This window comes from Pedobacter suwonensis (assembly GCF_044762335.1).
Lineage (GTDB): Bacteria > Bacteroidota > Bacteroidia > Sphingobacteriales > Sphingobacteriaceae > Pedobacter.
Map to the genome: position 1 here is coordinate 44800 of NZ_JBIWEB010000019.1, position 23804 is coordinate 68603.

The following is a 23804-nucleotide window of genomic DNA, read 5'->3' on the forward strand; positions in this document are numbered from 1 at the left end:
GGTGATTTCGGCAATAGTAAACACGAGACAGTTCCAAACTGTGCACCTAAGGATTTGCCCATCTTGAGAATGGCGAACTAAGAAAAGGCTTCATCTAGTCTTAGCGTCTCGCTAAGTCTAAAAACAAAATTATGATCAAAATACCTTAAACAAAAAAAACCCATCTTTCGATGAGCTTTTAATCAGTAAAGTTAAGCTTCAGTAGGTCTAACTTTTATGATGACTGTGAAGCAGTGGTTAATTTTGAAAAAGTATTGAAGAATAAGGTTGAAGGATATTATCGGAAAAAAAAGGATTATAAAAGGAAATAGGGGTGAGTTCCTATTCATTTTTATTTAAGAGTAGAGACGTCGTAAAGAAAAATCAGAAAACGTAGGATGCAATCAGCAACCGCGCATACAGTTTTAAGTATTTTTTCCAATGGCTATCTCGCATTGTGAATTCGAGTTTTTACTTTTCCAAGTGTATATATGATGAGGTTTAACCCCAGTTCACCCGAAATAAACTTGTCCTAAATCATTGGTTCTTTTTGTAATAGCATTTGGTGGAAGGGGTTAGATAAATTGGTTTGTCCAGTTATGGATAAATTATACCAAGCCAAGTGTTTACGCACTTCAAACTCGAATGCCCAGTGCATTCCAAACCCCATTTGTCTCCAAATCAAAGCACTTTTCTATCTCGTCCACAGTTGCTTGGTATGGGTTCGGGAAGTCCTTTTTCATTTCCATATAGCCAAAAAGCGACCTTTTGGATAGAAGGTAGGTTATCGGCCCTCCCTTCTCATCATACAGTTTTTCAAGCCCCTTTTTGCTGCGATGATAACCGCTCAACCATTCAGCAAAAAGTGCAGGGTTACGCTTGAGCGGTCCAAAATATTTGATCAGAAAATCGATATGGATAATAGTAAGCGGCTTAATAGATTGGAAGCTGCCCTTCAGATTCTTGCTCCTTTGTTCAAAACCATCATTTAGATAGTGGTTCACCCCCGCGATATTCATATGGTGCTCCGAACAGATGATCACGGGATAGATGTTCATTTTTTCTGAGTGCTTGATACCGAGCTTTTCCCTAAGTTCAATATTGGGTTCTGAAAGATGGCCGAGCTGTCTGACGATCTGACCTACCCCTTTATCCTTTGCCCCATTTCCCTTATCCGAAAGGAACCGCTTGTCCAAAAATTCTTCGGTAAATGCCTTGTAATCCAAATTTTCGAAGGTATTTGGATGTAGATCGTTCATCTTCACCTCAAATACGAAAACATCACAGCTAGAAGCGCGGATGATAAAATCCTGATACTTTTCTGTGGAGATTAGCCGCTGACTCTTTTTGTGGAAAATTTCACCGAGAAGGCTTCCAACAAGGTATTTTTCAAAGAATTCCAGTGCAATATAGGCCTTAAAATTTTCGTAGGTTTTAAACTTGGACTGCAATTTTATAGAGCTGTGGCGATAGAAAGAGTACAGGAAACCGTTTTCAAGCGCATACTGGAAAAAGTTGTAGTCCAGAACGAGGATCTTTTCGGGTGTCAGGAACAGAAAAGGCTTGGTGACCACATCCATATTTAGCGAAACCTTTTCCTTACCAGCCAATTCCGTAGGGTCTGTCCCAAATTCCCTCATCAGCTTTTCCGGCCAAAGATGTGAAAGATCCAACATATGGTTGCCCCAGTTTTGGGGATGTATGGCCGATGCCAGTATAGCGAGGAAGAACTTGGCAAATGTCCAAGGGTTTTGAATCTTCATCTTCTCGCAGTACATATCCGCTTCTTCCCGTAGCAGTTCGTCACTATCAAGAAATTTGCTCAGGAAGAGGAATCTTCCAAAGGTATCAACTTTCATTACCCCCTTTGCCCTCAGATATCCCTGCTGCATCGTTTCCATCATGAAGATGCCTTCCAGTGATTCCAGTGCGATTCCCCTTGGCCTTCCGTAATAAAGATCGTTATAGACTAATATGGTCTTGAACAGGTTATGGGCAAACTCCAAGGGGTCGCTAGAAGCCGGCGTTTCAATCATCTTAAAGTTCTGGAGCAGATCCATAATCAGCAAACCAATCGGACCTTCGGCAAACCATCTTCTCTCATCCGTAAATAGTGGGCGAAATTCCGTGACCTGCTCGAAACCTAGGACGTCGCAAAAAACTGCCTCCCTGAGTATCTCTGGATCGATCATCCGGTTATCCATTTGCTGGAATAGCATGGCATTGATTTTAGAAAGCCTCATTAGTAATGTATCCGTTGAATAGCCCGATACAAAAGAAAGGGTGTCTTTGGGGATAGGCTCACAATATGCCTCTGCATAACCTGTTACATGGAGAAATTGCATAAAGTTTGCTTTTTTGCTGGTGTCCCAAATTTATTTTTTCGATGTGAACATTCCAAATGTCCGAAATTTGATATTGCTAAGAGCACGTAAACGAACCTTGTAAATTCCAATAATCTAGTTTTTTTTTATTTCATAGCGATCTTTTAGCCGTTATATAGTTGAAACAAATGTTCCAACATTATGAAATCAGCTTATCTATACGTCCGTGTAAGCACTGATGAACAAAAAAGAAGGGGCTATTCTCTGCCCGAACAGGAAGATCGATTGATCAAATACTGTGAATCGAACAATATCTGCGTAAAGGGTGTCTACCGGGAGGACTTCTCCGCCAAAGACTTCAACCGACCAGAATGGAAGAAGCTAGTTTCCGAATTGAGAAAGGGCAGGGGAAAGGAAGAAAACAATATCCTTTTCATCAAGTGGGACAGGTTCAGCCGTAATATCCAATATGCGTATGAAATGTTGGGCATCCTCAGAAAGCTCAATGTGTCTGCAATGGCCATCGATCAGCAGATAGACCTTTCCGTTCCCGAGAGCTCGGTGATGTTGGCCATCTATCTCTCAGTCCCAGAGGCGGAAAACACGAGACGTGCGATGAATACCTTAAATGGAATTAGAAAGGCCAAGGAGATGGGTCGGTATCCCAATAAAGCTCCTGTGGGATATGTGAACACGGCATCATTGGATGGCCGCAAGATCATATTGCCAAAACAGCCAGAAAGCGGGATTATAAGATGGGTGTTCCGTCAGCTTGCGAAGAATATCTATAAGATTGGGCACTTAAGTGAGATGGCGGTGAACAAAGGCCTGAGAAGTACACGTTCAAATTTTTCCAAACTTATCCGTAATCCAGTTTACTGTGGCTTGATACCGCTGAAGCTCGGGAATGGGGATATTGTTATGATAAAAGGAATACACGAACCACTGATACCAGAAGCACTTTTTTATGAAGTGCAGGATGTCATCAATACCAAAAGAAAGGTCAGTACGATAAGAACCAATTTCAGATCCACTTTTTTTCTTACAGGTTTTCTGGCCTGTCCGCTATGCGGCAAGAGACTTACCGGAAGTTTTTCTCAGGGCAATACGAGAAAGTATGCCTATTATCATTGTCGTAAGGGGTGTAAGGCACGGGTCAGGGCGGATAAGCTAAATGACAGTTATAGGGATCAGCTCCAGAAATTGCAGTTATCGGAAATGGTAGGTGAATTGTTCGTTGCCATTCTTGCAGATTGGAACGTGGATACGCAGAAGACGGGATTACTTTACGAAAGACAAGCACTTCGGCGTCAGTTAGTCGAGCAGGAGACAATGCTATCCAGAGCGAGGAAACTGTTTGTGGAGAACATATTTAAATACGACGACTATAGCGAAATGAAAAATGAATTTCGTAGGATTACTGGGGTTATAAAGAAGGAGCTTTGTGATGTTGCGACAAAACTGAAGATAATCGAAGAACAGAGAAAGCTTGACTTCCGGGCTTCAATAGATGTATTTAAGGGTTTTGATAGTCTAGATACTGCCGATAAAAAGCATTTGGTCAGCTTTTTTCCTCCAGTAGACATAGACTTAAATAACAGCGAGGTGTCTATTGGCTATAATGTTACGCTTTCAAAGGTAATAGTTCGTAAATAACATAATGGGAAAATTAGATGGATTTTATAGACAGAAAGGTTTCTGGTAGTAAGGCTATTGCATTGCTTGCCAAAAATGGATTAGAGGTTGATGATGAAGAGGCTATGGTAATAATGAGTTTTTTATACCTCGTTGCCAAGATCCATAACAGAAAAATAGTACGGGAGGATGTCGAGATCCGTAAGGAAAAGTCGAACAAGTCAAATAGTTACCTAGCATAGCCTTGATAGGTTTTTTTAGGCCCAAATTTGTTTTGGTATAGGTTAACTAGTTGGAAAATGTCGAACCGGTATTGGGGGAGGTGCAACTAATTGTAAGCTAGATTTTTAGGGGTATAAAAAAAGGAAACAACAAATATATGCTGTTTCCTTATGGTAGTCAATCCGCGGAAGTTCGAACTTTTATGAGCATTGCGAAGCGATAGTTGATTTTGAGAATTTGTTAAACAATAAGGTGGAAGGGCAGTATCGTAAAAAGAAATTACTATAAGTTTTACCAAGGAATTTATCATTTTGAAATCTATTCCAATAGCTTCTTCAATGAATTGTTTCGCCCATTTTTGTATTATCAAGAAACGACCGTTTTTTGATAGAAATTGAGATGAGTATTTGATAAACAGTTATAGAACTATTGTGTCTTTTCTAGCAGGCCAGCGATGAAGTAAAGTCTACAGTTGTTTCCTTTCAACCATCAAGAAAAAGGAAGAATACAAGTTATCCTATGAGAGATTTTTGGCTATATTGTAATCACCTACATTTATTGAAATGAAAAACGACAAAACATCACAAAACTACACGTTAAACAGACGTAATTTTGTTACTGGAATTATCCCGGTGATAGCTGGCGCAACAATACCATCCTGGGCTTCGGCGAAGGAGATTCAACAAACCAGAGAAGACAATGACTTTCCAGGACTTATTACGCGAGAGAAAAAGCCATTAAATATGGAGTTTCCATTTCCTACGTTAAAAAACAGGATTACTCCAAATAACCAGTTCTTCATCAGGAGTCATTTTAATATTCCCAATATTGATGCTACAAATTGGGAATTAGAGATTGGCGGCAACACCAATCATGTCATAAAGATCAATCTGAGCGAACTTAAAAAGCTTCCTGCAAAAAAGGTAATGGCTACTATAGAATGTGCCGGAAACGGACGTGCTAACCTCGCCCCAAAAGTGAAGGGTTTAGGATGGGAACAAGGTGGGATCAGCAATGCTGAATGGACAGGAGTACCTTTATCCGTATTGTTAAAGAAGGCTGGCATAAAGGTGGGTACGGTAGACATTATTTTGGAAGGGAATGATGAGGGGATGATTACAGAAGAGCCGAAATCACCAGGAAAAATCAAATTCGCCCGAAGCATTCCGTTAAATATAGCAATGCAGGATCACATCATCATCGCCTATGAAATGAATGGAAAACCATTGAGTGCTGAACATGGTTTCCCGGCAAGGGCAATTATTCCAGGATGGTATGGTATGGCATCTGTGAAATGGCTGATGAAAATTACTGCATCTGAAAAGCCGTTTGATGGCTATTGGCAGACGATTGAATATGCTTACTGGAAGCGTGTTGAAGGACTACCTACCTTGACGCCCGTAACCACTACATTGGTTAAGTCTGAAATATCAAGGCCGGTATTGTTTGAAGCGGTGCCGGCTGGAAAACCTTATCAAGTAAGGGGTGCAGGATGGTCAGGTGATAGTAACCTATCGAAAGTAGAAATAAGCACGGATAAAGGAAATTCATGGCAACCAGCAAAATTAATTGGTCCTGCTATCCCTTTCGCCTGGCAGCTATTTGAATTTGAATGGGTGGTTCCTGCTAAGACTGGAAGATATAGTTTAATGGCTAGAGCGACAGATCAAAATGGCAAAACGCAACCCATGGAGCATGATTTAGACAGAAGAACTTACATGGTTAATTTTATCTCGCCAATTGATGTAGATGTAATATAGCTCAATAAGAACAAATTTCAGGATCTTGCGGTTATCGCATAAGGCTTGTTTGGCATAAACAGTTTATCACAATTAATATTCTACATCAAACCATGATCAGATTCACGTCTATACTTCTACTATTTGCTAGTTTCTCTGCACGAGCACAACATGAACACATGCAAATGGCAACTAAAAAAAATGTCTTCCTTGGGCAAATGGCTCATATGATGATGAAGATGGATGAAATATCAGCTACCACATCTGCAGACAGAGATTTCATACAAATGATGATCCCACATCACCAGGGTGCTATTGATATGGCAGAAGAAGAGATTAAGACCGGAAAAAATAAAGAAATGATTCAGCTAGCTAAAAGTATCAAAGCTGAGCAACAAACCCAGATTCAGCAAATGCGACTCCTGCTCAGCCATCCTGAAGGATTTATCGCTACAGGCAACCAACATCAAAACGCTAACCAGAAGATGATGAAAGTGATGATGGAACAAATGCCTGAAGAAAAACAATTGTCTGATACTGATCTGTCCTTTGCAAGGATAATGCTTCCTCACCATCAGGCTGCCATCGACATGGCTAAAGTTGAGTTGCGGTATGGAAAAAATAAAAATGTAAAAAGACTGGCCGAGAATATTATCTCAGATGAACAGATAGAAATCCAACAAATGAAGACATTTACAAACTCCCATTAACATATGAAAAAGATATCCTTGTTTACGCTATTAATATTCAGTTTTGCCCTACAATCAAAAGCACAATCAATCTATGCCCAAGACAGGGTTTATACAGGCAATCAGATATCTAATACGGTTTCTGTCTTAGATCCCTCAACACAAACGCTATTAGGAAATATTGTTCTTGGTAAACCCCAACCTGATATCTTAAGTCCTCTATATAAGGGACAGGCCCTGGTTCATGGCCTGGGTTATTCCCCTAAAAGGCAATTACTAGCAGCGGTTTCCATTGGATCAAATTCAGTAACCTTTATTTCAACAGCAAAAAATAAAGTTTTAAAAACTGTTTATATCGGACGTTCACCGCATGAGGCAACCTTTAACCCTTCAGGATCACAGGCATGGATATCGGTAAGAGGAGAATCGTATATCAGCGTAATTGATGCAAATAAACTGATTGAAATCAAGCAAATTCCAGTAGCCGACGGCCCGGGAATGGTTGCTTTTACTCCAGATGGAAAATGGGCTTATATTTGTTCCAGCTTTACTGCAGAAGTGGATGTAGTGAATGCAACTTCTTATGCTATTGTAAAGCGTATTCCAGTAGTTAGTCCATTTTCTCCAAATATATTCTGTAGTCCTGATGGGAAATGGATTGCATTGACACATAAGGATGTAGGGAAGATCACTGTCATCAGCACGGAGACAAATACGATACATACAGTACTAAATACAGGTCCAATTACCAACCATGTCACTTTTACTTTAGTTAATGATTCACCTGTGATGCTGGCAACCATTGGCGGAGAAAACAGCTTAAAAGTATTTAGTGTTTCACAAGATTTCAAGCTTACTGATAGCGTTGCGACAGGATCATTGCCACATGGCGTCTGGACTTCGGCAGATGGTAAATTTGCATATGTCGGATTAGAAAATGATGACCAGGTACAAGTGGTTGATCTGGTAAAAATGGCCGTTGTAAAAACCATTGCTATTGGACAATGTCCGCAAGCATTGTTGTACGCCGCTAATGCCAGCCCTGCAAATGCCTCAAAAGAAAATTTAACCCCGCTTAATCTTGCAGACAAAAGTCAGGTGATTAAATTGATGAATAAGGATAATTCAATGTCATCAGGCATGCTAAACGTAAGAAGCGTAGGCTTGACTGATCTTGTCCAACAGGACTTTAAAAAACTCGAGCCAAATACTTCGTATACTTTAGCGTTAACCAACTCCTCAAATGATACGTTTAACGCAGATTATGTCATCAATTCTTTTAAGACCGATGAAAAAGGAGCTTTTAGCGGTCAATCCTCGGGGATAATTAAGAGTGTAGGAACAGGTGGCGCCGATTATAAACATGTGGTTCTTATTGATGATCTTTCAAAAAAGCTGGTGATGATCAGTAACTAATGTATTTTAAACCAAAGATATAACTGCCCATAATGCAGCACTTGAAATTACTATCCATAAAATTACGCCTTGTAACAGTGGCATTATCCCCACTGCTTTCAAGATAGTAAATGAGAGTCCGCTTCCTATCAGGAACAAGGTTAAAGTTAAGCCTGCTTTTGCTAATGCTACAAAGTAGGGCGCAAAAGGCTTAATAAAAGGTAAGTAGGTGTTGGCGATCATTGCCAGGATAAATAGCCCTATAAAATAGGGTATACTAACTTTGCTATTGTTGCTTTTGAACAGGAAAGATGTACCAAACGCTACGGGAACAATCCATAGTGCTCTGGCTAACTTAACAGTTGTGGCTATCTGTAGTGCTTGTTCACCATATTTACTGGCTGCCCCAACAACAGAACTGGTATCGTGAATAGCAATGGCACACCACATACCAAATTGTGACTGTGACAAGTTAAGCGCATGTCCGATAGCGGGGAAAAGAAATAAGGCCACCGAGTTGAGTATAAAAACAGTACCCATTGCAACGGAGATCTGTTTTTCTTCTGCGTTCATTACAGGCGACAATGCAGCAATAGCACTTCCACCACAGATCGCCGTTCCAGCTGATATCAAAAAAGATGTTTTACGTTCTATTTTAAATACTTTTCCCAGGATAAAACCAATGATAAGCACTCCGAAAATAGAAACTACGGTAAACAGTACGCCTTCTTTTCCTGCTTTCATTGCACTGAATACATTCATTCCAAATCCTAGCCCGACAACAGAAATTTTTAGCAGCAGGTTTGTGGCCTTGTGATTTAAATGCAGATAGGGATGTTCCATTAGTTGCGCCAATACTAATCCTAGCAATAAGGCTAAAGGAGGCGACATAAATGGAAAGAGGCACAGCAAAACTGCCAGGATGAAGATAATTTTACGGGTGTTTAAATTTAAGTTTAGCAGGTTACCCGCCTTTATTTTAGAAGAATTTGAATTGTCTTTGATTTGTGTCATAATTTTGATTGTCTTTATTTTCTAATTCAAAGATCCATAACTAATAAACCCCGATCAAATCATTAAAACTTATCTTCCATAACTTCATGTTATAGAAGATAAGTTTTTAGACATTATTTATTCCCAACCCCATTTTTTGAAAATGAGATGTCCTTTATCGGATTGCATAAACTTGATAAAATCCTCAGTTTCCGACTTATGCGTACCAGTGCTACCCCTCACTACAGGTGTACCTCTATAGACTGTTTGTGTAACAGGAATCCTAACCATTGAGGTGAGGTCTGGTAAACGGTTATGCCAGGAGCCAAATGTTATCCAGGCATCATATTGAGGATCATTTTTCCATGCAGCAATACCCAATGCCGAATTTGCAAATGTACCTGCTATACGCTGCTGTATGTTTGCAATCAGATCTTGTCGACCTGCCAAATCTTCCCAAAGCCCCATTTGCCCAGCCCCATTCACATCAAGAATTTTCACACCTGGTTTACAGAGATCGCCCAGATTTTTGATGTTTTTAGGATTGCCGGGCCGTACCAGGATCGCTGCCGCACGTTTATATAACTCTGTCCGAGAGTTCGCCACTATCATGTTTGGGTGGTCAGACATGAATTTTGAAAGCATGTATTCTGCTCCTCCAAAGAACAGATCTGCATGTTTCATTGCATCCGGCATCCATTCATTATCTGGCCCGGCAGTGACTTTAATTACGATATCATGCTGCTTTCCAAAAACCTTCGCACATTCATTGATCGGTCCGAGCGGCCCACCGGGACCATAGACATATAAAGTATCGTTTGGGATTTGTGCATTCCCAATGGTCACTACAGCAACGACTGACAATATGGTTAAAAATATATTTTTCATTGTGTTTATGTTTAAGGTAAATCAAAACCAAACTTTTTGTAGATGGCAGCAGCCTGCGGACTGATCAAAAAATCCATAAAATCTTTTGCAGCGGCCGGATGTGGCGCATCTTTTAACTGTCCCGCTATATATTGCGCATGGATATTCTCTTTTTCAGGAATTTCAATGAGCTCAACAGGATGGCCAATCATTTTCTGATAGTAGGCCTCAGTATACCATACTGGAGCGGCGTCACTTTCGTTGTATAGGATCCTCATTGGTGATTGGCGATGATGGATCATGGTAAGATAAGTAGTCTTATCTTTAACTTTATCTTCCATGATGGTAGATTTTAATGTTTCCCCTCCAGCTTTCACATAGGCTTCTTCAATACGTTTACCGATCCCTTCATTCTCTGGATTGGGCATACTGATCCTCAGCTCTTTATTTGCTAAATCTTTGAGTGACTTCAATGCCTTCGGATTTCCCTTTTGGACCATGATTGCCAACCTGTTTCTAGCATATAAAGTCGTTTTGCTAAACCATTCAGGGGTCATGTCTATCCGGTTCTTACCAGCTGTATAAACATCCGGCTTTAAGGTAATTCTCATGTTGCCCACCACAATGCTACCGGTTTTTATTTGTTGGGCTAAAATGCCTGGGGGAAGCGTTTCGGCAAATACCCGCTGATAATGTGGATATGACTTTTTAAAGGCTGCAATTAATTCGTCAATGCACATAAACTGGTTACCGGCAAAGAAAACCACCAGTTGGGGATCATTAATGTCTCCAAAAAGATCAGGCACATTGTCTACTCCAGGTACTGTGAACTGAACTTTACTTTCAGGTGGAGTATTCCAGGGCGGATCAAAGCGATGATCCTGGGCCTTAACATTTCCACAAAGCAATAAAAATGCAACTGTGGCTAAAAAGGTGTGATTTATATATTTCATGATTTTCTAATTATTTGGTTTAAGGATGTACAACTGCCCATCCCTGATATTGACGGATGATGATTTCACCATTGCCGCTGGGTACATAACTGATAAAATCAAATAAGGTATTTTTTTCGATTTTCCTTTCTCTGACGGTATTTTCACATTGTGCAAGAATTACTCCTCTGGATTGCAGTTCTAACAATGTTTTTTCAAAAGATCCGTTCTTCTGGTAAACAGCTACGCCATCTCCAAAGGCAATAAGTTCTGCATTGATTTTCCCTTTTAACCTGGGATCGTCGAGTGCATTTTTTAGGTTTCGAAGTGTTCCTGCAATCTTTTTCTCATCACCGTTATTGATTACATACAGTGCCTTATAATTTTTCAGGGTGGCTTTTGCCCCTGTAAAATTAGCAGGTGTAGCTTGGGCAAAAGTGGCCGAGGTTGCTGCGATCAGCAAAAATAATGTACAGATTAAGGTTATTTTTTTCATGATTTTAGATTTTGATGATTTATTTAGTTGTTAGTTTTACTTGTTTTTCGGAGGTTACAATTGGTGCAAATGGACCATACTTATGTTGATTTTCAGAAAATTTGTCGGCATATGGTCCGTATGGCGCATCAAAAGGTTTTTTTAACAAATCAGGGTAATCTTTTCCCTGATCTTTATGTGGTCTTGGCTGTGAGTTCACAAAAGCAGCGAGATCCCAGGCCTCCTCATCACTTAACTGCGCATCTCCATATCTGGCACCATATGGCATATTGTTCTTTACGAACCCCGCAAAGTTACTGAGTCTATACATCCCTGCGCCATCATTGTAGCTGTGTTTGCCCCATAATGGCGGATAAACATAAGTTAGTTTGTCTTCATCGAGTATTCCCTCACCATTTGCACCATGACAACTTTGACATTTACTGGTATATAAAATCGCTCCATGTTTGACATTCGCTGCCCTATCCAGGAATTTTAATTTTTCGGTTCCCGTTCCAAACACTTTCTCCCCTTTTTTTACACCTGTTCCAAGCCATTTCATATAAGCCAGCATTGCCTGTATCTCTTTACTAGATTCGTCTGGTACTTTGCCTGCAAGACTTCGATTGAAGCACTCTGCAATACGTGCCGATGCAGGTTCAACCTTTCCTGATCTGCCACTCATTTTAGGAAAACTGGAAATAAAACCAGCATAATTATTTCCGAACAGTTTGGTTCCACCCTCGAGGTGACAATTCTGACAATTCATACCATTTGTAATACGGGCTATGGATCCATTTGGCCCAAAATATTTGCTCGTATGTGCTATTAATTCTTTGCCATACCTGATCATCTGGCCGTACTTGGTGTCCGCAGGAATCGTATTTTCATCAGGCGCTTTCCAGGCATCAGCAGGTACAACCTGGCTTTTGACGTTAACAGCAGCTATACCGGTTTCCACATCCTGTTTGGTTTTTGCTGTCACTACATCTGGCTGCCCATTAAAAAATAAAGTGCAGATGAAAATGGTTCCACAAGCAACAAATAGAAACGCAATGATAGCCGTTGTCCTGGCTGTATATATAAGTGCTTGTCTGATTTCTTTTTCTGTTGATTCCTTATTCATAACCAATATTTTTCTGTTACAAATGTGCATTTATTCTACTCATCAGAAAAAGCATAAAAAGTTATTGATGATAACGTAAGGTTATGATGTCAGTACCCGTTGAAACAAATTGTTTGTATCTTAGGTTATCTACTAAAACCGTGTATGATAGATTTCCGTTTGCAAGTATTTTATGCTGTCGCTAAAAGGCTGAATTTTACAAAGGCCTCGGCAGAGTTATTTATCAGTCAGCCTGCTGTAACCAAACACATTAAAGAATTAGAGCAGGAGTTCAAAATGTCATTATTTGAACGCAGTGGAAACAAAAAAATCAGCCTCACCCCAGCCGGCGAATTATTGTTGCATTACGCAGAACAGATTTTTGGAACTTACCGGGAACTGGAATATGATATGAATCTACTTACTAAACAGCATAAAGGAATATTGAGGATTGGTGCCAGCAGTACTGTGGCACAATATATCATTCCACCTGTATTGGCACAGTTTCACAATAAGTTTAAGGATATACAAATTCAACTGGTTACCGGAAACACAGAAGATGTAGAGCAGCGTTTGATTGCTAAGGAAATAGATTTTGGAATCATTGAAGGCATCTCCCGGAACCCACAGATTAAATACGAACAATATCTAAAAGACGAGCTGGTGCTGGTGTGTTCTGGTCACAATTATGCCATGAAAAAGGAAATGATCAAACCGAATGAGTTGAAGGATTATGATTTATTACTTCGTGAACCTGGTTCTGGTACACTAGATGTTATTGCATATGCTTTAAAAGCACACCAGATAAAGGTGGGGGACTTAAATATAGAAATGCAGTTAGGTAGTACCGAAAGCATTAAATCCTATTTGATTCACAGCAAATGCCTGGCTTTTTTATCTATCCACTCCATATTGAAAGAGCTCAAGAATAATGAATGCCGCATCATAGATATCAAGGATATGGTTATCGAAAGGCCGTTTCATTTCATTCAGCTTCATGGTCAGCAGGACGCTCTGGCGGAACTATTTATGCGCTTCGCTAAAAGCTACAACTATAATGTATAGTGTTACCGAAATTTCGAGGCAATATCAGCCAGCTAAAGTGCTGCTGCTCTTTGTTTCTGAAGCTCCTGGAGGTGACGATAAACATTTTTACCTGGGAAATACTAATCTGTTTCGAACAATTTATCTTGCATTTAGTGAGGTATTTGGCGATTTTAAATCTGTAGAAGATTTTTTGCAGTTCTTTAAAGGCACGGGATGCTTTTTGGAACATCTAACTTGTACACCTATTGATAAATCGTCAGTTAAAATCAGAAAAAACCAGAGGCAGGGGGGAATAGAGCAATTAGCTCATAAAATCAGAACATATCAACCCCGATTAATCATGATCCTAATGAAAAGCATTGAACAAGAGGTTAAAGAATCTATTGACCTATCAGGCTTATCGTTTATCGAAGAAATTGCAGTTACCTGCTATCCTGCCGGCACTGAATCAAACAGGCTTACTTGCATCCGGGATACCAGGGTTATCATCTCCAAACTGGCATCGATATTGACATAACATGCAAATATATTGCTGTAATATACCGATACAGAACAAGATGAAAATTCAAGATCAGGAAAACACCAAACAGCATGCAGGAGACCATTTGGCTAATGAAAGAACATTTTTGGCCTGGATCAGAACCAGTATTGGTATCATGGGATTTGGCTTCGTGGTGATGAAATTCTCGCTATTTATCAAGCAGATCAGTGCCGCACTGGGGAGTAAAGTGCCCCTGCACCAAACCGGAGATTCCCGCATTATCGGGATTTTTCTAGTTGCCCTGGGAGCAATTACTATCATTTGTTCTTACTTAAGATATAATTCAACGAAAGAACAATTGAATCAGGGGGTGTATTACCATTCAACACTTTTTGTTAAAGTTTTAACCGCTTTAGTTTTCATAGCTAGTATACTTTTACTGCTCTACCTTATTAAAACAACATAGGCAGTTAAATCATCTGTACTTGATGCTTTAGAAAAGAGAGGAAGGAAAGCGGTCGATATAGCGTTGTTTTTTGATATAAATTGCTGATTGCATTGGTCAAGGATCTTATAAAAATTTCACCTCTTTATGATAATCCACAGGAACAGGATAAGTCAATATTTTATGTTCCCGTAAATATTTTGGGTACCGCAATACGCTGTGAAGAATATATACCTGAATGGCCACTGAAAAAATAGGCTGTAAAACAGGCTACCGCAAAAAACATGGTGTATTCACTACCAAAAAGTTCTATACCCATAATCGTACAGGCAAGGGGTGTATTCGTTGCACCAGCAAAAACAGCAATAAATCCAAGGGCAGCAAACAAACTAACTGGAGCATTTAATAAGGTCGAAAGTGCATTGCCTAATGTTGCGCCAATATAAAACAAAGGCGTTACCTCACCACCTTTAAATCCAGTTCCTAATGTTAAAGTTGTGTAAATGGTCTTCCATAACCAGCTCCAAGTATCTGCTCCACCAGGCTGAAAAGCAGAGGGAATTGTAACGGCTCCTTGGTATTCGCTATCCACGCCCAAACTTAAGTAATCCGGTTTCCCGATGGCGTAAGTCAAGCCTATAATAATCAGACCACCGATAACAGGAATAAGCCACTGGATCTTACATACTTTAGAAAAAAAGGCCTTGATCTCATGCACCATTACAGCAAACAGGTAGCTGGCCAGACCAAACAATGTGGATGCTAGAATAACCTTACTAAGCAGGAGTAGGTTTACCGGCAGGTATTCAGATAGAAAGTAGGCACTTTTCTCTATGAGATCGATGTGATAAGCGGTATGATGGATGCCCCAGGCAGAGACAGTAAGATCACCAAGCACGCTGGCAATTAATGCGGGAAGTAAAGCCTTGTACTCTATTCTTCCAATGGCCAGAACTTCCATTGCAAATATGGCACCGGTGAGCGGTGTTCCGAACACCGCCCCAAACCCGGCTGCAATTCCCGCGGTAAGGAGCATCTTGGTGTCTACCTCATTTAGCTTAAACCAGCGGCTAAACATTCCTGCGATGCTTCCTCCGATTTGTACCGCGGTTCCCTCTCTTCCAGCCGATCCGCCAAACAAATGGGTAATCACTGTAGTTATTAAGATTACTGGCGCCATCTGCCTGGGCACTCCACCACCCGGCCTATGGATTTCATCCATGATCAGGTTATTTCCTTTTTCTGAGGACCTACCAACTGACTGATAAATCAGGTGGATCACAATACCTGCTAAAGGTAGCAGAAAAATGAGACAGGTATGCTGAAAGCGAAAGTGAATGGCCCAGCCTAGCAGCCAAAGGAACAAGGCAACCATACTTCCTATTGCAATGGCAACAGGAAGTATAAGCAGCGTCCATCGAACCGCATATTTAAAAACCGAAAGGTGTTCAAATAAAAATTTATTATGTTTCATTGTAGGTTAGCGGCTGATTTATAATTTTTTATAAAAAGTATTGATTCCTGCAAATGATGCCCTATCACCAAGTTCTTCTTCTATCCGAAGCAACTGGTTAAATTTAGATACCCTTTCAGAGCGGCAGCCACTTCCTGTTTTGATGTGCCCCGCACCGGTAGCGACAACCAGATCCGCAATTGTCGTGTCTTCAGTTTCACCACTGCGGTGAGAAATAAAGCAATTGTAACCGTTTTTTTGGGCTAGTTCTACGGCCTTTAGCGTTTCGGAAACTGTACCGATCTGGTTCAATTTAATCAGTACGCTGTTTGCAATGCCCTGGTCGATTCCCTGCTGGATAATACTCGGGTTGGTGCAGAATATATCATCTCCAACCAATTCCACTTTGTCTCCCAAAAGGCTGGTCAGCTTTTTCCATCCCTCCCAATCGTTTTCGCCCAACCCGTCTTCCAACAGGATAATTGGGTACTCTTTTAACCATCCTTCCCAAAAGCCAATCATTTCATCTGTTGTGATCCGTTCTTTAGAACTTTTATAAAATTCATATTTTCCATTATTCCACATTTCGCTGGTCGCTGGGTCAAGACAAAGGGAAATATCCTTGCCTGGAGCAAAACCGGCAATATGTATCGCTTCCATGATGATTTGGACGGCTTCCTCATTAGAACTCAGATTTGGCGCAAACCCACCTTCGTCACCAACTCCGGTATAATAGCCTTTCGCTTTTAGCAGACTTCTCAAGGAATGAAAAACAGCTTCGCCCATACGGATACTTTCCTTAAACGAGGGGGCGTTATGAGGGGCAATCATAAATTCCTGAAAATCGATGTTGTTATCAGAATGCCTTCCCCCATTAATGACATTCATGCACGGTACGGGCATTACGTAACCTTCCCTTTCCACTAGCTGCCTATACAAGGGAATCCCTTTTGCAACGGCCGAAGCCCGGGCGAAGGCGATTGAGGCCGCAAGCATCGCATTTGCGCCGAGCCTTGATTTATTCTCGGTTCCATCCAGACCAATTATATGATCATCGAAGGCCTGCTGACCCTCAAAGGATAAGCCGGTGACTGATTTGCCGACTTCGACGTTAATCCCTTTTACTGCTTTTTCCACGCCTTTACCATTATAGCGCTCTGGATCACCATCTCTAAGCTCTACGGCTTCTTTTTCACCCGTACTTGCCCCGGATGGAGAAATACCCCTTGCTGTTGTTCCGTTAAGAGTGACTTCTACTTCTACTGTCGGATTGCCCCTGGAATCCAAAATTTCACGGGCATGAATTTTAGTTAATTTCATAGTTTTTTGTTTTATATTGATTTTTAGTATTTCGGTTGCTTACAAATAATTGAGTTTCTCAAAAGATCAAAACCAGTGTTCCCCCAATGATCAGTAGGGCACCAAAGAATACTTTCAGGGTAAGAGCTTCTTTCAGGAACACCATTGCAAGTATAATAGTTAGGGCAACACTCAACTTATCAACAGGGGCGACCTGGGACACTTTCCCGATCTGCAAAGCCTTGTAGTAGAATATCCAGGACAAGCCGGTGGCAAGGCCAGATAAAAAAAGAAATAGCAGGTTATGCTTTGACAGTTCCGTAATTCCTTTAAGTTCGCCTCTGGCCATTACGATCCCCCAGGCTACAATCAGTATTACCACCGTTCGTATGGCAGTAGCCAAATCAGAATTGACATTGGTTACGCCGACTTTTGCAAAGATGGCCGTAAGGGAAGCAAAGAAAGCTGATAATAGCGCGTAGATCCACCACATAGTTTTATGTTAATTTTCCGTTATTGAATAATTCCAAAGTAAATGAGTACAAGAACCGTTGCTCCGGCAATGATCCGGTAAATGCCGAACCAGCGGAAAGAATGCTTTTGAAGATAGGTGATGAAAGAGCGGATGGCCATCCATACATCCCACCCGCACCTGCTTTACTTAAATGAATGATCGTAGTTAGATTCGGTTCATGGGAAGGGCGTAGACGCTTAACGGTGTTTTTAATCAGTCCTGAAGCAATCTGATCTGCACTAGCAACTAGTAGCGCAATGGTAATAAGAACCTGCCAAATTTTTTTGCAGAAATTCTGGAAGAGGCAATAAATAATGAAGGCATAAAAAGGAAGCCAAAAACGCTTATCACTGGCCCAGTACATGATCGTATCCCAGAATGCATTATGGTGCTGATTTATCCACAAGAACCATTCAGTTTCAACCGGCAGGACCATTGCTAACACTGATCTCACTTTGGCAGACAGACAAAGTAAGACAAGCGCAATTAAGATAGCTGCCAGCAATAAGAGTTGAGAATTTATTTTTAATTTTTTCACCTACAATACTTTGACCGGCAGATTTTATTACCTGCTGGAATTTCTATTGTAGGCGCCATCAGCTTTTGAAAAAAGCGGTTGAATCGGAAGGACACCATTTCCGTATTGCAAATATAATACTAATAAAATGATGTGCAAAATCTTAAAGTAGGTGTTGAGAATTTAATTTATCACTATTCCTCCTTATTTGAATACGAGAACCAGTTTCTTATTCTTCTACCGTTTAAACAAGCATCATATCACGGGATTAAAGCTTTTCTTAAACAAAATGAAACCGCCTGGAAATAAACATGTTATCTATATAGGAATTTTTTTTATAACCCTAAAAAATTAAAGTTATGGGATACCATGAATGGAAAAACTGTATTGATGCATGCTTAAAGTGTGCTTCAATTTGCAATCATTGTGCAAGTTCATGCACTCAGGAAGAAGACGTGAAAATGATGGCGCGGTGTATTGAGCTTGATATGCAATGTGCAGCCATCTGCTACTCTGCCGCTCAATTGATGAGTATGGGTAGCTCTTTTGCTCAAGACATTTGCCGTATTTGCGCAGATATTTGCCAGCAATGCGGAGATGAGTGTAGTAATCATCATACCCAGCATTGTCAGGAATGTGCAGATGCTTGTAAGGCTTGTGCGGAAGAATGCAGAAGAATGACAGGAGTAGCTGCTTAAGATGCCAATCACCGTGAGCATTAATTGATTAAGGGCAGCATTCTAGTTGCCCTTTCATTTTTATAAATAGGCAAATTTATTCCATTCATTTTATTTTCATTATTCCTTCCTTTTTTGATAGTCAGCAAGGTTTGAATTTGTTTTGGGGTATGTCCTTTCTATATCCTTTAAAAACAATGGGTTTTTTTTACGTTATTCTCATAAACTCATTCCATTATTCAAATCAGAATTTTAGTTTTTGATGATGAGTTTTTGATAATTCGAATTGTATGAAAATGAGGGTTAAATGCAAGCTTATTAGTATTGGATGAAATAACATTTAATTTTTATTTCATTTTCGATTGACTTTAATTGTGAGAAGTCTTTTGCCAGATCATTAATTCGTGAAGGATGTACTTGAATCGATTCCGCAACCATAATTCAATTATCTATTTATTAAGCTGTTTTCTATGGACTCAATTCTAGATATAGTATTGAAAATCTAGATTACCTAAATTTCAGTCGCTTAACTGATATAACGATTAAGGAAGTTAAGGATTACCTCTGTTCAAACATTTTTCTGACGCGGAGGTAAATGAGCTAATTAGAACATTAAAAAGGTTTTCAGAGATAATCGTTGAAGATCATTTTGAGGAAGAAAATCAAGGAAAGCGAACATAGCGATTTATTAGTTCGAACCATAAACATCTGTAAATCAGTGCCTAAAACAACTTTCGCCGGTTGGTTTAACCCGAGCAGAATCGAACGAACAATCGCTTGATTTTCAGTAAATTAAGCGTTTATAAATATTTTTTGATTTTCTTGAGAAACCATCATAAAAAGAAAAAGCCTTGAATTTGAGCTCCTTTCAAATAAAAGGTTCGAACTTCAAGGCTTTTTGCCGTCTTGGTAGCCCTTACTGGGCAAATTTCGAACTTTTTCTTGCCTGATTTGCAGGAATTGGCTAAAGTTGCGAATCATTTTAAAATTTAAAGGTAGGTTACTGGACAATTTTCGAACTCAAAATGAAGCCATTTGATATGTTCCATGAGAGACACTTAAAACGAAAAAGTTTTTCCGAGTATCATTTCGTTTTCTTTCTTTTCAGAGTGCATTTTCCAATGTGTTTCCGCAACCTCTCTTGATGAAATAGCAGGCATTCCTTGAGGGAAATGTTTTAATAATTCTTGATCGGGTTCGCTGGTATTATATACCAACCCACCAATTGATACAATCCCTGCAAAAATATTTTCTGCTGACAAATCGTTGTTCAGCACACGGATATAATTTAACAAAGCACCAGCAGCAATTCCGAAACTTGCCGTCATAGAAGTTGGTTTTTGTGCAGACGAAGCAGTTGTAAATAACAAACTTCCCTCTTTTTTAGATAGCATATCAGGCAGCACCGCTTGAACCACAGTAATTGCGCTTAACAATTGAAAATCTAAATGGAATGCTGCATTTTCAACATCAATATTTCTTGGCGTACGCATGGTTTCCATTGAAGGAGTTGGGCTAAACTCAATAACATCAATAGAACCAAAGTGTTTTTTTACAGCAGACAAAGCAGCTTTTAAAGAATTTCTATCCAAAACATCAGCATAAAACGAAGCAACCGAAATTTCTTGTGCTTCAAGCTGTTTAACCAAATTATCTAATTTTTCTTCACTTCTTGCCAAAAGAGCTACGTTATAGCCTTCTTTCCCAAAACGTTGTGCCACAGCAAATCCAACACCTGGACCAGCACCAATTATTACAATAGTTTTTCCCATTTACTTACTTTTTATTTTTAGTATCCCAAAAATATCTAAATTGCTTACAAAATGTAACTAGTTACCCGAATGTAACTAGTTACCTTTAAGTAATTAACCTTATGATTGAGATAACAAAACAACTAAAGGAATCTGTCGAGCTATTTCCTAATCTTACGGAATGCAAATCCTCATTAGGCCCAATACAAGATGCATTATATGTATTAGGTGGAAAATGGAGGATTCCAATTTTGGTTGCAATGCTTGAAGGCAACAAGCATTTTGGTGAGATTCAAAGGACAATGAGTAAAATTTCTGGAAAAGTGCTTTCACACGAATTAAGAGAATTAGAATTAAACGGTTTTATAACCCGACGCGTTTATGACACGAAACCTGTTGGCATCGAATACGAACTAACAGAATATACAAATTCGCTTGGTGCGGTAATTGTGGCATTGAGAGAGTGGGGACTATTACATCGTGAAAAAGTGAAGACGGAATGGAATTGAAAAAAAACAAATGCAAATACCTAAACCGTTATGCGCCACCAATTGACGGCCCGCAACTGGGTCTTATAAGTTTATAGCTTTACAGTTTTTGGGTAATCCCTTTGCTGCCAATGAAAGAAGATGGGATCGCAAGATTTGATTATTCCGAATAACTTAAAGAGAAATTGGGGTACAGGTTGCCTACCGGAATTTTTCCAGTGAAGAAGTAGACGTCCTCCATTCCCGTTGCGGTAAATCGGAAGCAGTAAATCTTCATTCCAGGTCTCTTTTCCACCACAAAGCGCCAAATCGATGAGTAGCTTAATACTCAGCCATATTTCCGGCCAGATAGCTGCCACGCTTTTTCCTGCCGCGGGATGTTTGCCATTCATACCCAGACTTGGCCGGTAAGCATCATTACAAAAACAAATGTGTTCAACGCCAAAGAATAAAAACATTGGAAACTTTGAATTGAGACTGATACTTAAGGTCGTCTTCAAACTCTGCGTATGAATACAATACTTAATTTGATTATATCGTGCTTCAGTATCCATCTGTCACCGCTACCATCAAGTTATTCTTTATAAGGTAGTTTCAATAATTGGGGTTCGTGCTCGATCAACAAAAAGATGGATTGTTTCCAAAACTACTTCATTGTTGCATTTTAAAATATGTTTTATCAAAATTGATTAATAACAACTTTTGGGACTAAACTATCAGTGGTCAATACACGTATATGAAACTGTAATAAAGAAATAGAAATGCTAGGAATCAAGTCATTAACAGAAAATAGAATTGTAGCCTGGAAGGCAAGAAATGGCATGAATATTCTTCGGATATGTCTGGGCATTATATTTATATGGTTTGGTATGCTTAAGTTCTTTCCAGGAGTAAGTTCTGCGGAAGAGATTGCTGGTCGTACCATATTAAAACTAACCTTTGGATTAGTTAAGCCAGAAATATCTATGCCAGTTCTGGCAATATGGGAATGTATCATTGGGCTAGGGCTGATATCCAAAGCCTGGCTGAGGCTGACCCTGATTTTACTCTATTTACAGATGGCGGGTACTTTCTTACCCCTATTGTTCTTTCCGCTTGAAACCTTTAACCATTCCTTGCTTGTACCCACTTTACTGGGTCAATACATTATTAAAAACTTTGTACTCATATCGGCAGGCATTGTAATTGGTGCTACTTTAAGGGGTGGTAAAATTATTACAAGCCCTGTAACAGAAGAAAAATCAGCAAAAGAATAAAAGGATAAGTGTCGATTTACCCGTATACTTAGTTAAAAAATTAGTCTATAAAACACATTCAGCCTGTCCTGTAGGTGGGTATAAGAAATAGTATTGCTTAACAAAAAGCTAATTCGTAAGACAAAAACCACGGCCCGCTTTATTTACGTACATGTATATATACAAAAAACAAATACAATGAAAAAAATTCTTTTAACTGCATTTGCCTTAGTAGCTATCGCATTCTCAGTAAATACAACAGTACAGGCACAAGATAAAATGTCTGGATCTAAAATGGATGGCACCAAAATGGTTGGTGGTGCTAAAATGTATCCAACAAAAGATATTATCGATAATGCTGTAAACTCAAAAGACCACACTACATTGGTAGCAGCTGTAAAGGCTGCAGGTCTTGTAGAAACCTTAAAAGGTAAAGGGCCTTTTACAGTGTTTGCACCAACCAATGCAGCTTTCAACAAACTGCCAAAAGGTACTGTAGAAAATTTAGTTAAACCGGCTAACAAAGCTACTTTAACCAAAATTTTAACTTACCACGTTGTTGCCGGTAAAATGGACAGCAAAGCAATTGCAGCTGCCATTAAAAAAGGAAATGGGAAAGCGGAACTGGTAACTGTTCAAGGAGGAAAGCTTTGGGCATGGATGGAAGGCAAAAAACTGGTTCTGAAAGATGAAAAAGGTGGAATGAGCACAGTGACCATTGCCGATGTAAATCAGAAAAATGGTGTAATACATGTAGTAGATACTGTATTAATGCCAAAATAGGTTTATAAATAGGATTTAGTAAAAGCCGCTTCAGCTATGGAGTGGCTTTTCTATTTTGCTTCCGAACAAATGATTCATAGCTCCAAGGAATAACTAAAACAAAGAGACATGGACAGTGTTACCAAATCAAAACAAGCCTATGCATGCATTTATACTTACTCATTCTTCGAATCAAAAAGGTTTACAATTAAAACGCAAAACACCTGAGCAGCTATTAGTGGGCAACATACTAGATAACAAGGAAGGATCGTTTAGTCAACTTTATGAAATGTATGCGCCGAACCTCTTGGGTGTATTGATGAAAATTCTAAACCAACAGGAAACCGCAGAGGATTTATTACAGGAAGTATTTTTAAAAATCAAAAGATATTTACCATTATATGATGATAAAAAAGCCAGACTGTTTACCTGGATGCTCAATATTACCAGAAACACGGCCTTTGATTATCTTAGATTGAAATCCAGCAAGCAGAGCAAGTCTACCGTCGAAATTGATGGCCATCATTCTGAACTGGAAAGTTTTAGCCATAGTGTAAATACGGATACCATCGGCCTAAAAAAACTTGTGCTTGGACTTAATTAGAGACATCGAACGATACTCGAACTCTGCTACTATCAGGGCTATACCCACATTGAAATTGCTGAGGAATTAAATATGCCTCTTGGCAGTGTAAAAACATCCATTAGGCAGGCTGTATTAATTCTGAGAGGTTTTTTTTCTTTACCCAATTAGTCAGCAGGGATAAATTATTCCAGGCC

25 protein-coding genes and 1 riboswitch are annotated in these 23804 nt (G+C 39.6%); of the genes, 13 read left to right on the plus strand and 12 right to left on the minus strand.

What is annotated here, in order from left to right:
• Positions 1 to 614: 614 nt before the first annotated feature.
• The gene (locus ACIQXP_RS21275) at positions 615 to 2324 is read right to left on the minus strand and encodes a hypothetical protein (protein ID WP_115404621.1); all 1710 of its coding nucleotides are present in this window, start codon (positions 2322 to 2324) and stop codon (positions 615 to 617) included.
• 180 nt (positions 2325 to 2504) lie between these two features.
• Here ACIQXP_RS21275 and ACIQXP_RS21280 point away from each other — a divergent pair, with 180 nt between their 5' ends.
• The 4 genes from ACIQXP_RS21280 to ACIQXP_RS21295 all read left to right on the plus strand — a co-directional run bounded on the left by ACIQXP_RS21280 (position 2505) and on the right by ACIQXP_RS21295 (position 8004).
• Positions 2505 to 3959, plus strand: a complete 1455-nt coding sequence (locus ACIQXP_RS21280; protein WP_115404620.1) for a recombinase family protein — start codon at positions 2505 to 2507, stop codon at positions 3957 to 3959.
• Between the two features lie 764 nt (positions 3960 to 4723).
• A complete protein-coding gene (locus ACIQXP_RS21285; protein WP_008245487.1) occupies positions 4724 to 5920 on the plus strand; it encodes a sulfite oxidase in 1197 nt (398 codons plus the stop codon).
• A 158-nt stretch (positions 5921 to 6078) separates the two neighbouring features.
• A complete protein-coding gene (locus ACIQXP_RS21290; RefSeq protein WP_056095405.1) occupies positions 6079 to 6609 on the plus strand; it encodes a DUF305 domain-containing protein in 531 nt (176 codons plus the stop codon).
• 3 nt (positions 6610 to 6612) lie between these two features.
• The gene (locus ACIQXP_RS21295) at positions 6613 to 8004 is read left to right on the plus strand and encodes a beta-propeller fold lactonase family protein (protein WP_056095402.1); all 1392 of its coding nucleotides are present in this window, start codon (positions 6613 to 6615) and stop codon (positions 8002 to 8004) included.
• Positions 8005 to 8010: 6 nt separating this feature from the next.
• Here ACIQXP_RS21295 and ACIQXP_RS21300 read toward each other — a convergent pair whose 3' ends face one another.
• From ACIQXP_RS21300 to ACIQXP_RS21320, 5 genes are all read right to left on the minus strand, one after another.
• Positions 8011 to 8997, minus strand: a complete 987-nt coding sequence (locus ACIQXP_RS21300) for a YeiH family protein (RefSeq protein ID WP_008245480.1) — start codon at positions 8995 to 8997, stop codon at positions 8011 to 8013.
• Between the two features lie 117 nt (positions 8998 to 9114).
• Positions 9115 to 9864, minus strand: a complete 750-nt coding sequence (locus ACIQXP_RS21305) for a substrate-binding domain-containing protein (RefSeq protein ID WP_008245473.1) — start codon at positions 9862 to 9864, stop codon at positions 9115 to 9117.
• An 11-nt stretch (positions 9865 to 9875) separates the two neighbouring features.
• Positions 9876 to 10796, minus strand: coding sequence for a molybdate ABC transporter substrate-binding protein (locus ACIQXP_RS21310; RefSeq protein ID WP_056870676.1), 921 nt, complete (start codon positions 10794 to 10796; stop codon positions 9876 to 9878).
• A 19-nt stretch (positions 10797 to 10815) separates the two neighbouring features.
• Positions 10816 to 11271, minus strand: coding sequence for a DsrE family protein (locus ACIQXP_RS21315; protein ID WP_008245470.1), 456 nt, complete (start codon positions 11269 to 11271; stop codon positions 10816 to 10818).
• 19 nt (positions 11272 to 11290) lie between these two features.
• Entirely contained in the window at positions 11291 to 12376 is a 1086-nt protein-coding gene (locus ACIQXP_RS21320) for a c-type cytochrome (RefSeq protein WP_082491480.1), read from the minus strand.
• A 144-nt stretch (positions 12377 to 12520) separates the two neighbouring features.
• On the opposite strand from ACIQXP_RS21320, the gene ACIQXP_RS21325 reads away from it, so the two are divergent.
• The 3 genes from ACIQXP_RS21325 to ACIQXP_RS21335 are packed head-to-tail and all read left to right on the plus strand — an operon-like array spanning position 12521 to position 14349.
• A complete protein-coding gene (locus tag ACIQXP_RS21325) occupies positions 12521 to 13420 on the plus strand; it encodes a LysR family transcriptional regulator (RefSeq protein WP_056095397.1) in 900 nt (299 codons plus the stop codon).
• Positions 13413 to 13919, plus strand: coding sequence for a hypothetical protein (locus tag ACIQXP_RS21330; RefSeq protein WP_056095394.1), 507 nt, complete (start codon positions 13413 to 13415; stop codon positions 13917 to 13919). Before ACIQXP_RS21325 ends, ACIQXP_RS21330 begins: the two co-directional genes overlap by 8 nt.
• A gap of 40 nt (positions 13920 to 13959) precedes the next feature.
• Positions 13960 to 14349 carry a YidH family protein gene (locus ACIQXP_RS21335; protein ID WP_008245456.1) on the plus strand — a complete coding sequence of 130 codons (390 nt, stop codon included), beginning with the start codon at positions 13960 to 13962 and terminating at the stop codon, positions 14347 to 14349.
• Between the two features lie 160 nt (positions 14350 to 14509).
• Here ACIQXP_RS21335 and ACIQXP_RS21340 read toward each other — a convergent pair whose 3' ends face one another.
• From ACIQXP_RS21340 to ACIQXP_RS21355, 4 genes are read right to left on the minus strand one after another with little or no spacing between them, the layout of a single operon-like run.
• Entirely contained in the window at positions 14510 to 15802 is a 1293-nt protein-coding gene (locus tag ACIQXP_RS21340; protein WP_008245455.1) for a voltage-gated chloride channel family protein, read from the minus strand.
• A gap of 18 nt (positions 15803 to 15820) precedes the next feature.
• Positions 15821 to 17101, minus strand: a complete 1281-nt coding sequence (eno, locus tag ACIQXP_RS21345) for a phosphopyruvate hydratase (protein WP_008245454.1) — start codon at positions 17099 to 17101, stop codon at positions 15821 to 15823.
• Between the two features lie 58 nt (positions 17102 to 17159).
• A complete protein-coding gene (locus ACIQXP_RS21350) occupies positions 17160 to 17573 on the minus strand; it encodes an EamA family transporter (protein WP_008245453.1) in 414 nt (137 codons plus the stop codon).
• Between the two features lie 4 nt (positions 17574 to 17577).
• The gene (locus tag ACIQXP_RS21355; RefSeq protein ID WP_124910972.1) at positions 17578 to 18132 is read right to left on the minus strand and encodes a phosphatase PAP2 family protein; all 555 of its coding nucleotides are present in this window, start codon (positions 18130 to 18132) and stop codon (positions 17578 to 17580) included.
• A gap of 42 nt (positions 18133 to 18174) precedes the next feature.
• Positions 18175 to 18243, minus strand: a riboswitch (Fluoride riboswitch).
• A 227-nt stretch (positions 18244 to 18470) separates the two neighbouring features.
• Between ACIQXP_RS21355 and ACIQXP_RS25190 the strand changes: the two genes are divergently transcribed.
• Positions 18471 to 18809: a four-helix bundle copper-binding protein gene (locus ACIQXP_RS25190; protein ID WP_008245450.1), complete on the plus strand. Its 339-nt coding sequence runs from the start codon at positions 18471 to 18473 to the stop codon at positions 18807 to 18809.
• A 1037-nt stretch (positions 18810 to 19846) separates the two neighbouring features.
• Here the strand turns inward: ACIQXP_RS25190 and ACIQXP_RS21365 are convergent.
• Complete coding sequence (locus ACIQXP_RS21365; protein ID WP_387507613.1) at positions 19847 to 20560, minus strand: SDR family oxidoreductase; 714 nt, start codon at positions 20558 to 20560, stop codon at positions 19847 to 19849.
• 101 nt (positions 20561 to 20661) lie between these two features.
• Here ACIQXP_RS21365 and ACIQXP_RS21370 point away from each other — a divergent pair, with 101 nt between their 5' ends.
• Positions 20662 to 21048, plus strand: a complete 387-nt coding sequence (locus ACIQXP_RS21370; RefSeq protein WP_387507616.1) for a winged helix-turn-helix transcriptional regulator — start codon at positions 20662 to 20664, stop codon at positions 21046 to 21048.
• Between the two features lie 71 nt (positions 21049 to 21119).
• Here ACIQXP_RS21370 and ACIQXP_RS21375 read toward each other — a convergent pair whose 3' ends face one another.
• The gene (locus tag ACIQXP_RS21375) at positions 21120 to 21485 is read right to left on the minus strand and encodes a hypothetical protein (RefSeq protein WP_387507619.1); all 366 of its coding nucleotides are present in this window, start codon (positions 21483 to 21485) and stop codon (positions 21120 to 21122) included.
• A gap of 303 nt (positions 21486 to 21788) precedes the next feature.
• Between ACIQXP_RS21375 and ACIQXP_RS21380 the strand changes: the two genes are divergently transcribed.
• The 4 genes from ACIQXP_RS21380 (at position 21789) to ACIQXP_RS21395 (ending at position 23778) form a co-directional block, all read left to right on the plus strand.
• Positions 21789 to 22283: a DoxX family membrane protein gene (locus ACIQXP_RS21380; protein ID WP_387507622.1), complete on the plus strand. Its 495-nt coding sequence runs from the start codon at positions 21789 to 21791 to the stop codon at positions 22281 to 22283.
• A gap of 177 nt (positions 22284 to 22460) precedes the next feature.
• Complete coding sequence (locus tag ACIQXP_RS21385; protein WP_387507625.1) at positions 22461 to 23045, plus strand: fasciclin domain-containing protein; 585 nt, start codon at positions 22461 to 22463, stop codon at positions 23043 to 23045.
• Between the two features lie 139 nt (positions 23046 to 23184).
• On the plus strand, positions 23185 to 23628 hold the full coding sequence (locus ACIQXP_RS21390) for an RNA polymerase sigma factor (RefSeq protein WP_387507628.1): 444 nt from the start codon (positions 23185 to 23187) through the stop codon (positions 23626 to 23628).
• 12 nt (positions 23629 to 23640) lie between these two features.
• Positions 23641 to 23778, plus strand: a complete 138-nt coding sequence (locus tag ACIQXP_RS21395; RefSeq protein ID WP_387507687.1) for a sigma factor-like helix-turn-helix DNA-binding protein — start codon at positions 23641 to 23643, stop codon at positions 23776 to 23778.
• The last annotated feature ends 26 nt before the right edge of the window (positions 23779 to 23804 follow it).

What these genes read in the sequence shown, in the direction of transcription:
- ACIQXP_RS21275 (WP_115404621.1), bottom strand. Translation starts at nt 2,324, where the DNA reads ATGCAATTTCTCCATGTAACAGGTTATGCAGAGGCATATTGTGAGCCT.
- ACIQXP_RS21280 (WP_115404620.1), top strand. Translation starts at nt 2,505, where the DNA reads ATGAAATCAGCTTATCTATACGTCCGTGTAAGCACTGATGAACAAAAA.
- ACIQXP_RS21285 (WP_008245487.1), top strand. Translation starts at nt 4,724, where the DNA reads ATGAAAAACGACAAAACATCACAAAACTACACGTTAAACAGACGTAAT.
- ACIQXP_RS21290 (WP_056095405.1), top strand. Translation starts at nt 6,079, where the DNA reads ATGCAAATGGCAACTAAAAAAAATGTCTTCCTTGGGCAAATGGCTCAT.
- ACIQXP_RS21295 (WP_056095402.1), top strand. Translation starts at nt 6,613, where the DNA reads ATGAAAAAGATATCCTTGTTTACGCTATTAATATTCAGTTTTGCCCTA.
- ACIQXP_RS21300 (WP_008245480.1), bottom strand. Translation starts at nt 8,997, where the DNA reads ATGACACAAATCAAAGACAATTCAAATTCTTCTAAAATAAAGGCGGGT.
- ACIQXP_RS21305 (WP_008245473.1), bottom strand. Translation starts at nt 9,864, where the DNA reads ATGAAAAATATATTTTTAACCATATTGTCAGTCGTTGCTGTAGTGACC.
- ACIQXP_RS21310 (WP_056870676.1), bottom strand. Translation starts at nt 10,796, where the DNA reads ATGAAATATATAAATCACACCTTTTTAGCCACAGTTGCATTTTTATTG.
- ACIQXP_RS21315 (WP_008245470.1), bottom strand. Translation starts at nt 11,271, where the DNA reads ATGAAAAAAATAACCTTAATCTGTACATTATTTTTGCTGATCGCAGCA.
- ACIQXP_RS21320 (WP_082491480.1), bottom strand. Translation starts at nt 12,376, where the DNA reads ATGAATAAGGAATCAACAGAAAAAGAAATCAGACAAGCACTTATATAT.
- ACIQXP_RS21325 (WP_056095397.1), top strand. Translation starts at nt 12,521, where the DNA reads ATGATAGATTTCCGTTTGCAAGTATTTTATGCTGTCGCTAAAAGGCTG.
- ACIQXP_RS21330 (WP_056095394.1), top strand. Translation starts at nt 13,413, where the DNA reads ATGTATAGTGTTACCGAAATTTCGAGGCAATATCAGCCAGCTAAAGTG.
- ACIQXP_RS21335 (WP_008245456.1), top strand. Translation starts at nt 13,960, where the DNA reads ATGAAAATTCAAGATCAGGAAAACACCAAACAGCATGCAGGAGACCAT.
- ACIQXP_RS21340 (WP_008245455.1), bottom strand. Translation starts at nt 15,802, where the DNA reads ATGAAACATAATAAATTTTTATTTGAACACCTTTCGGTTTTTAAATAT.
- eno (WP_008245454.1), bottom strand. Translation starts at nt 17,101, where the DNA reads ATGAAATTAACTAAAATTCATGCCCGTGAAATTTTGGATTCCAGGGGC.
- ACIQXP_RS21350 (WP_008245453.1), bottom strand. Translation starts at nt 17,573, where the DNA reads ATGTGGTGGATCTACGCGCTATTATCAGCTTTCTTTGCTTCCCTTACG.
- ACIQXP_RS25190 (WP_008245450.1), top strand. Translation starts at nt 18,471, where the DNA reads ATGGGATACCATGAATGGAAAAACTGTATTGATGCATGCTTAAAGTGT.
- ACIQXP_RS21365 (WP_387507613.1), bottom strand. Translation starts at nt 20,560, where the DNA reads ATGGGAAAAACTATTGTAATAATTGGTGCTGGTCCAGGTGTTGGATTT.
- ACIQXP_RS21370 (WP_387507616.1), top strand. Translation starts at nt 20,662, where the DNA reads ATGATTGAGATAACAAAACAACTAAAGGAATCTGTCGAGCTATTTCCT.
- ACIQXP_RS21375 (WP_387507619.1), bottom strand. Translation starts at nt 21,485, where the DNA reads ATGTTTTTATTCTTTGGCGTTGAACACATTTGTTTTTGTAATGATGCT.
- ACIQXP_RS21380 (WP_387507622.1), top strand. Translation starts at nt 21,789, where the DNA reads ATGCTAGGAATCAAGTCATTAACAGAAAATAGAATTGTAGCCTGGAAG.
- ACIQXP_RS21385 (WP_387507625.1), top strand. Translation starts at nt 22,461, where the DNA reads ATGAAAAAAATTCTTTTAACTGCATTTGCCTTAGTAGCTATCGCATTC.
- ACIQXP_RS21390 (WP_387507628.1), top strand. Translation starts at nt 23,185, where the DNA reads ATGCATGCATTTATACTTACTCATTCTTCGAATCAAAAAGGTTTACAA.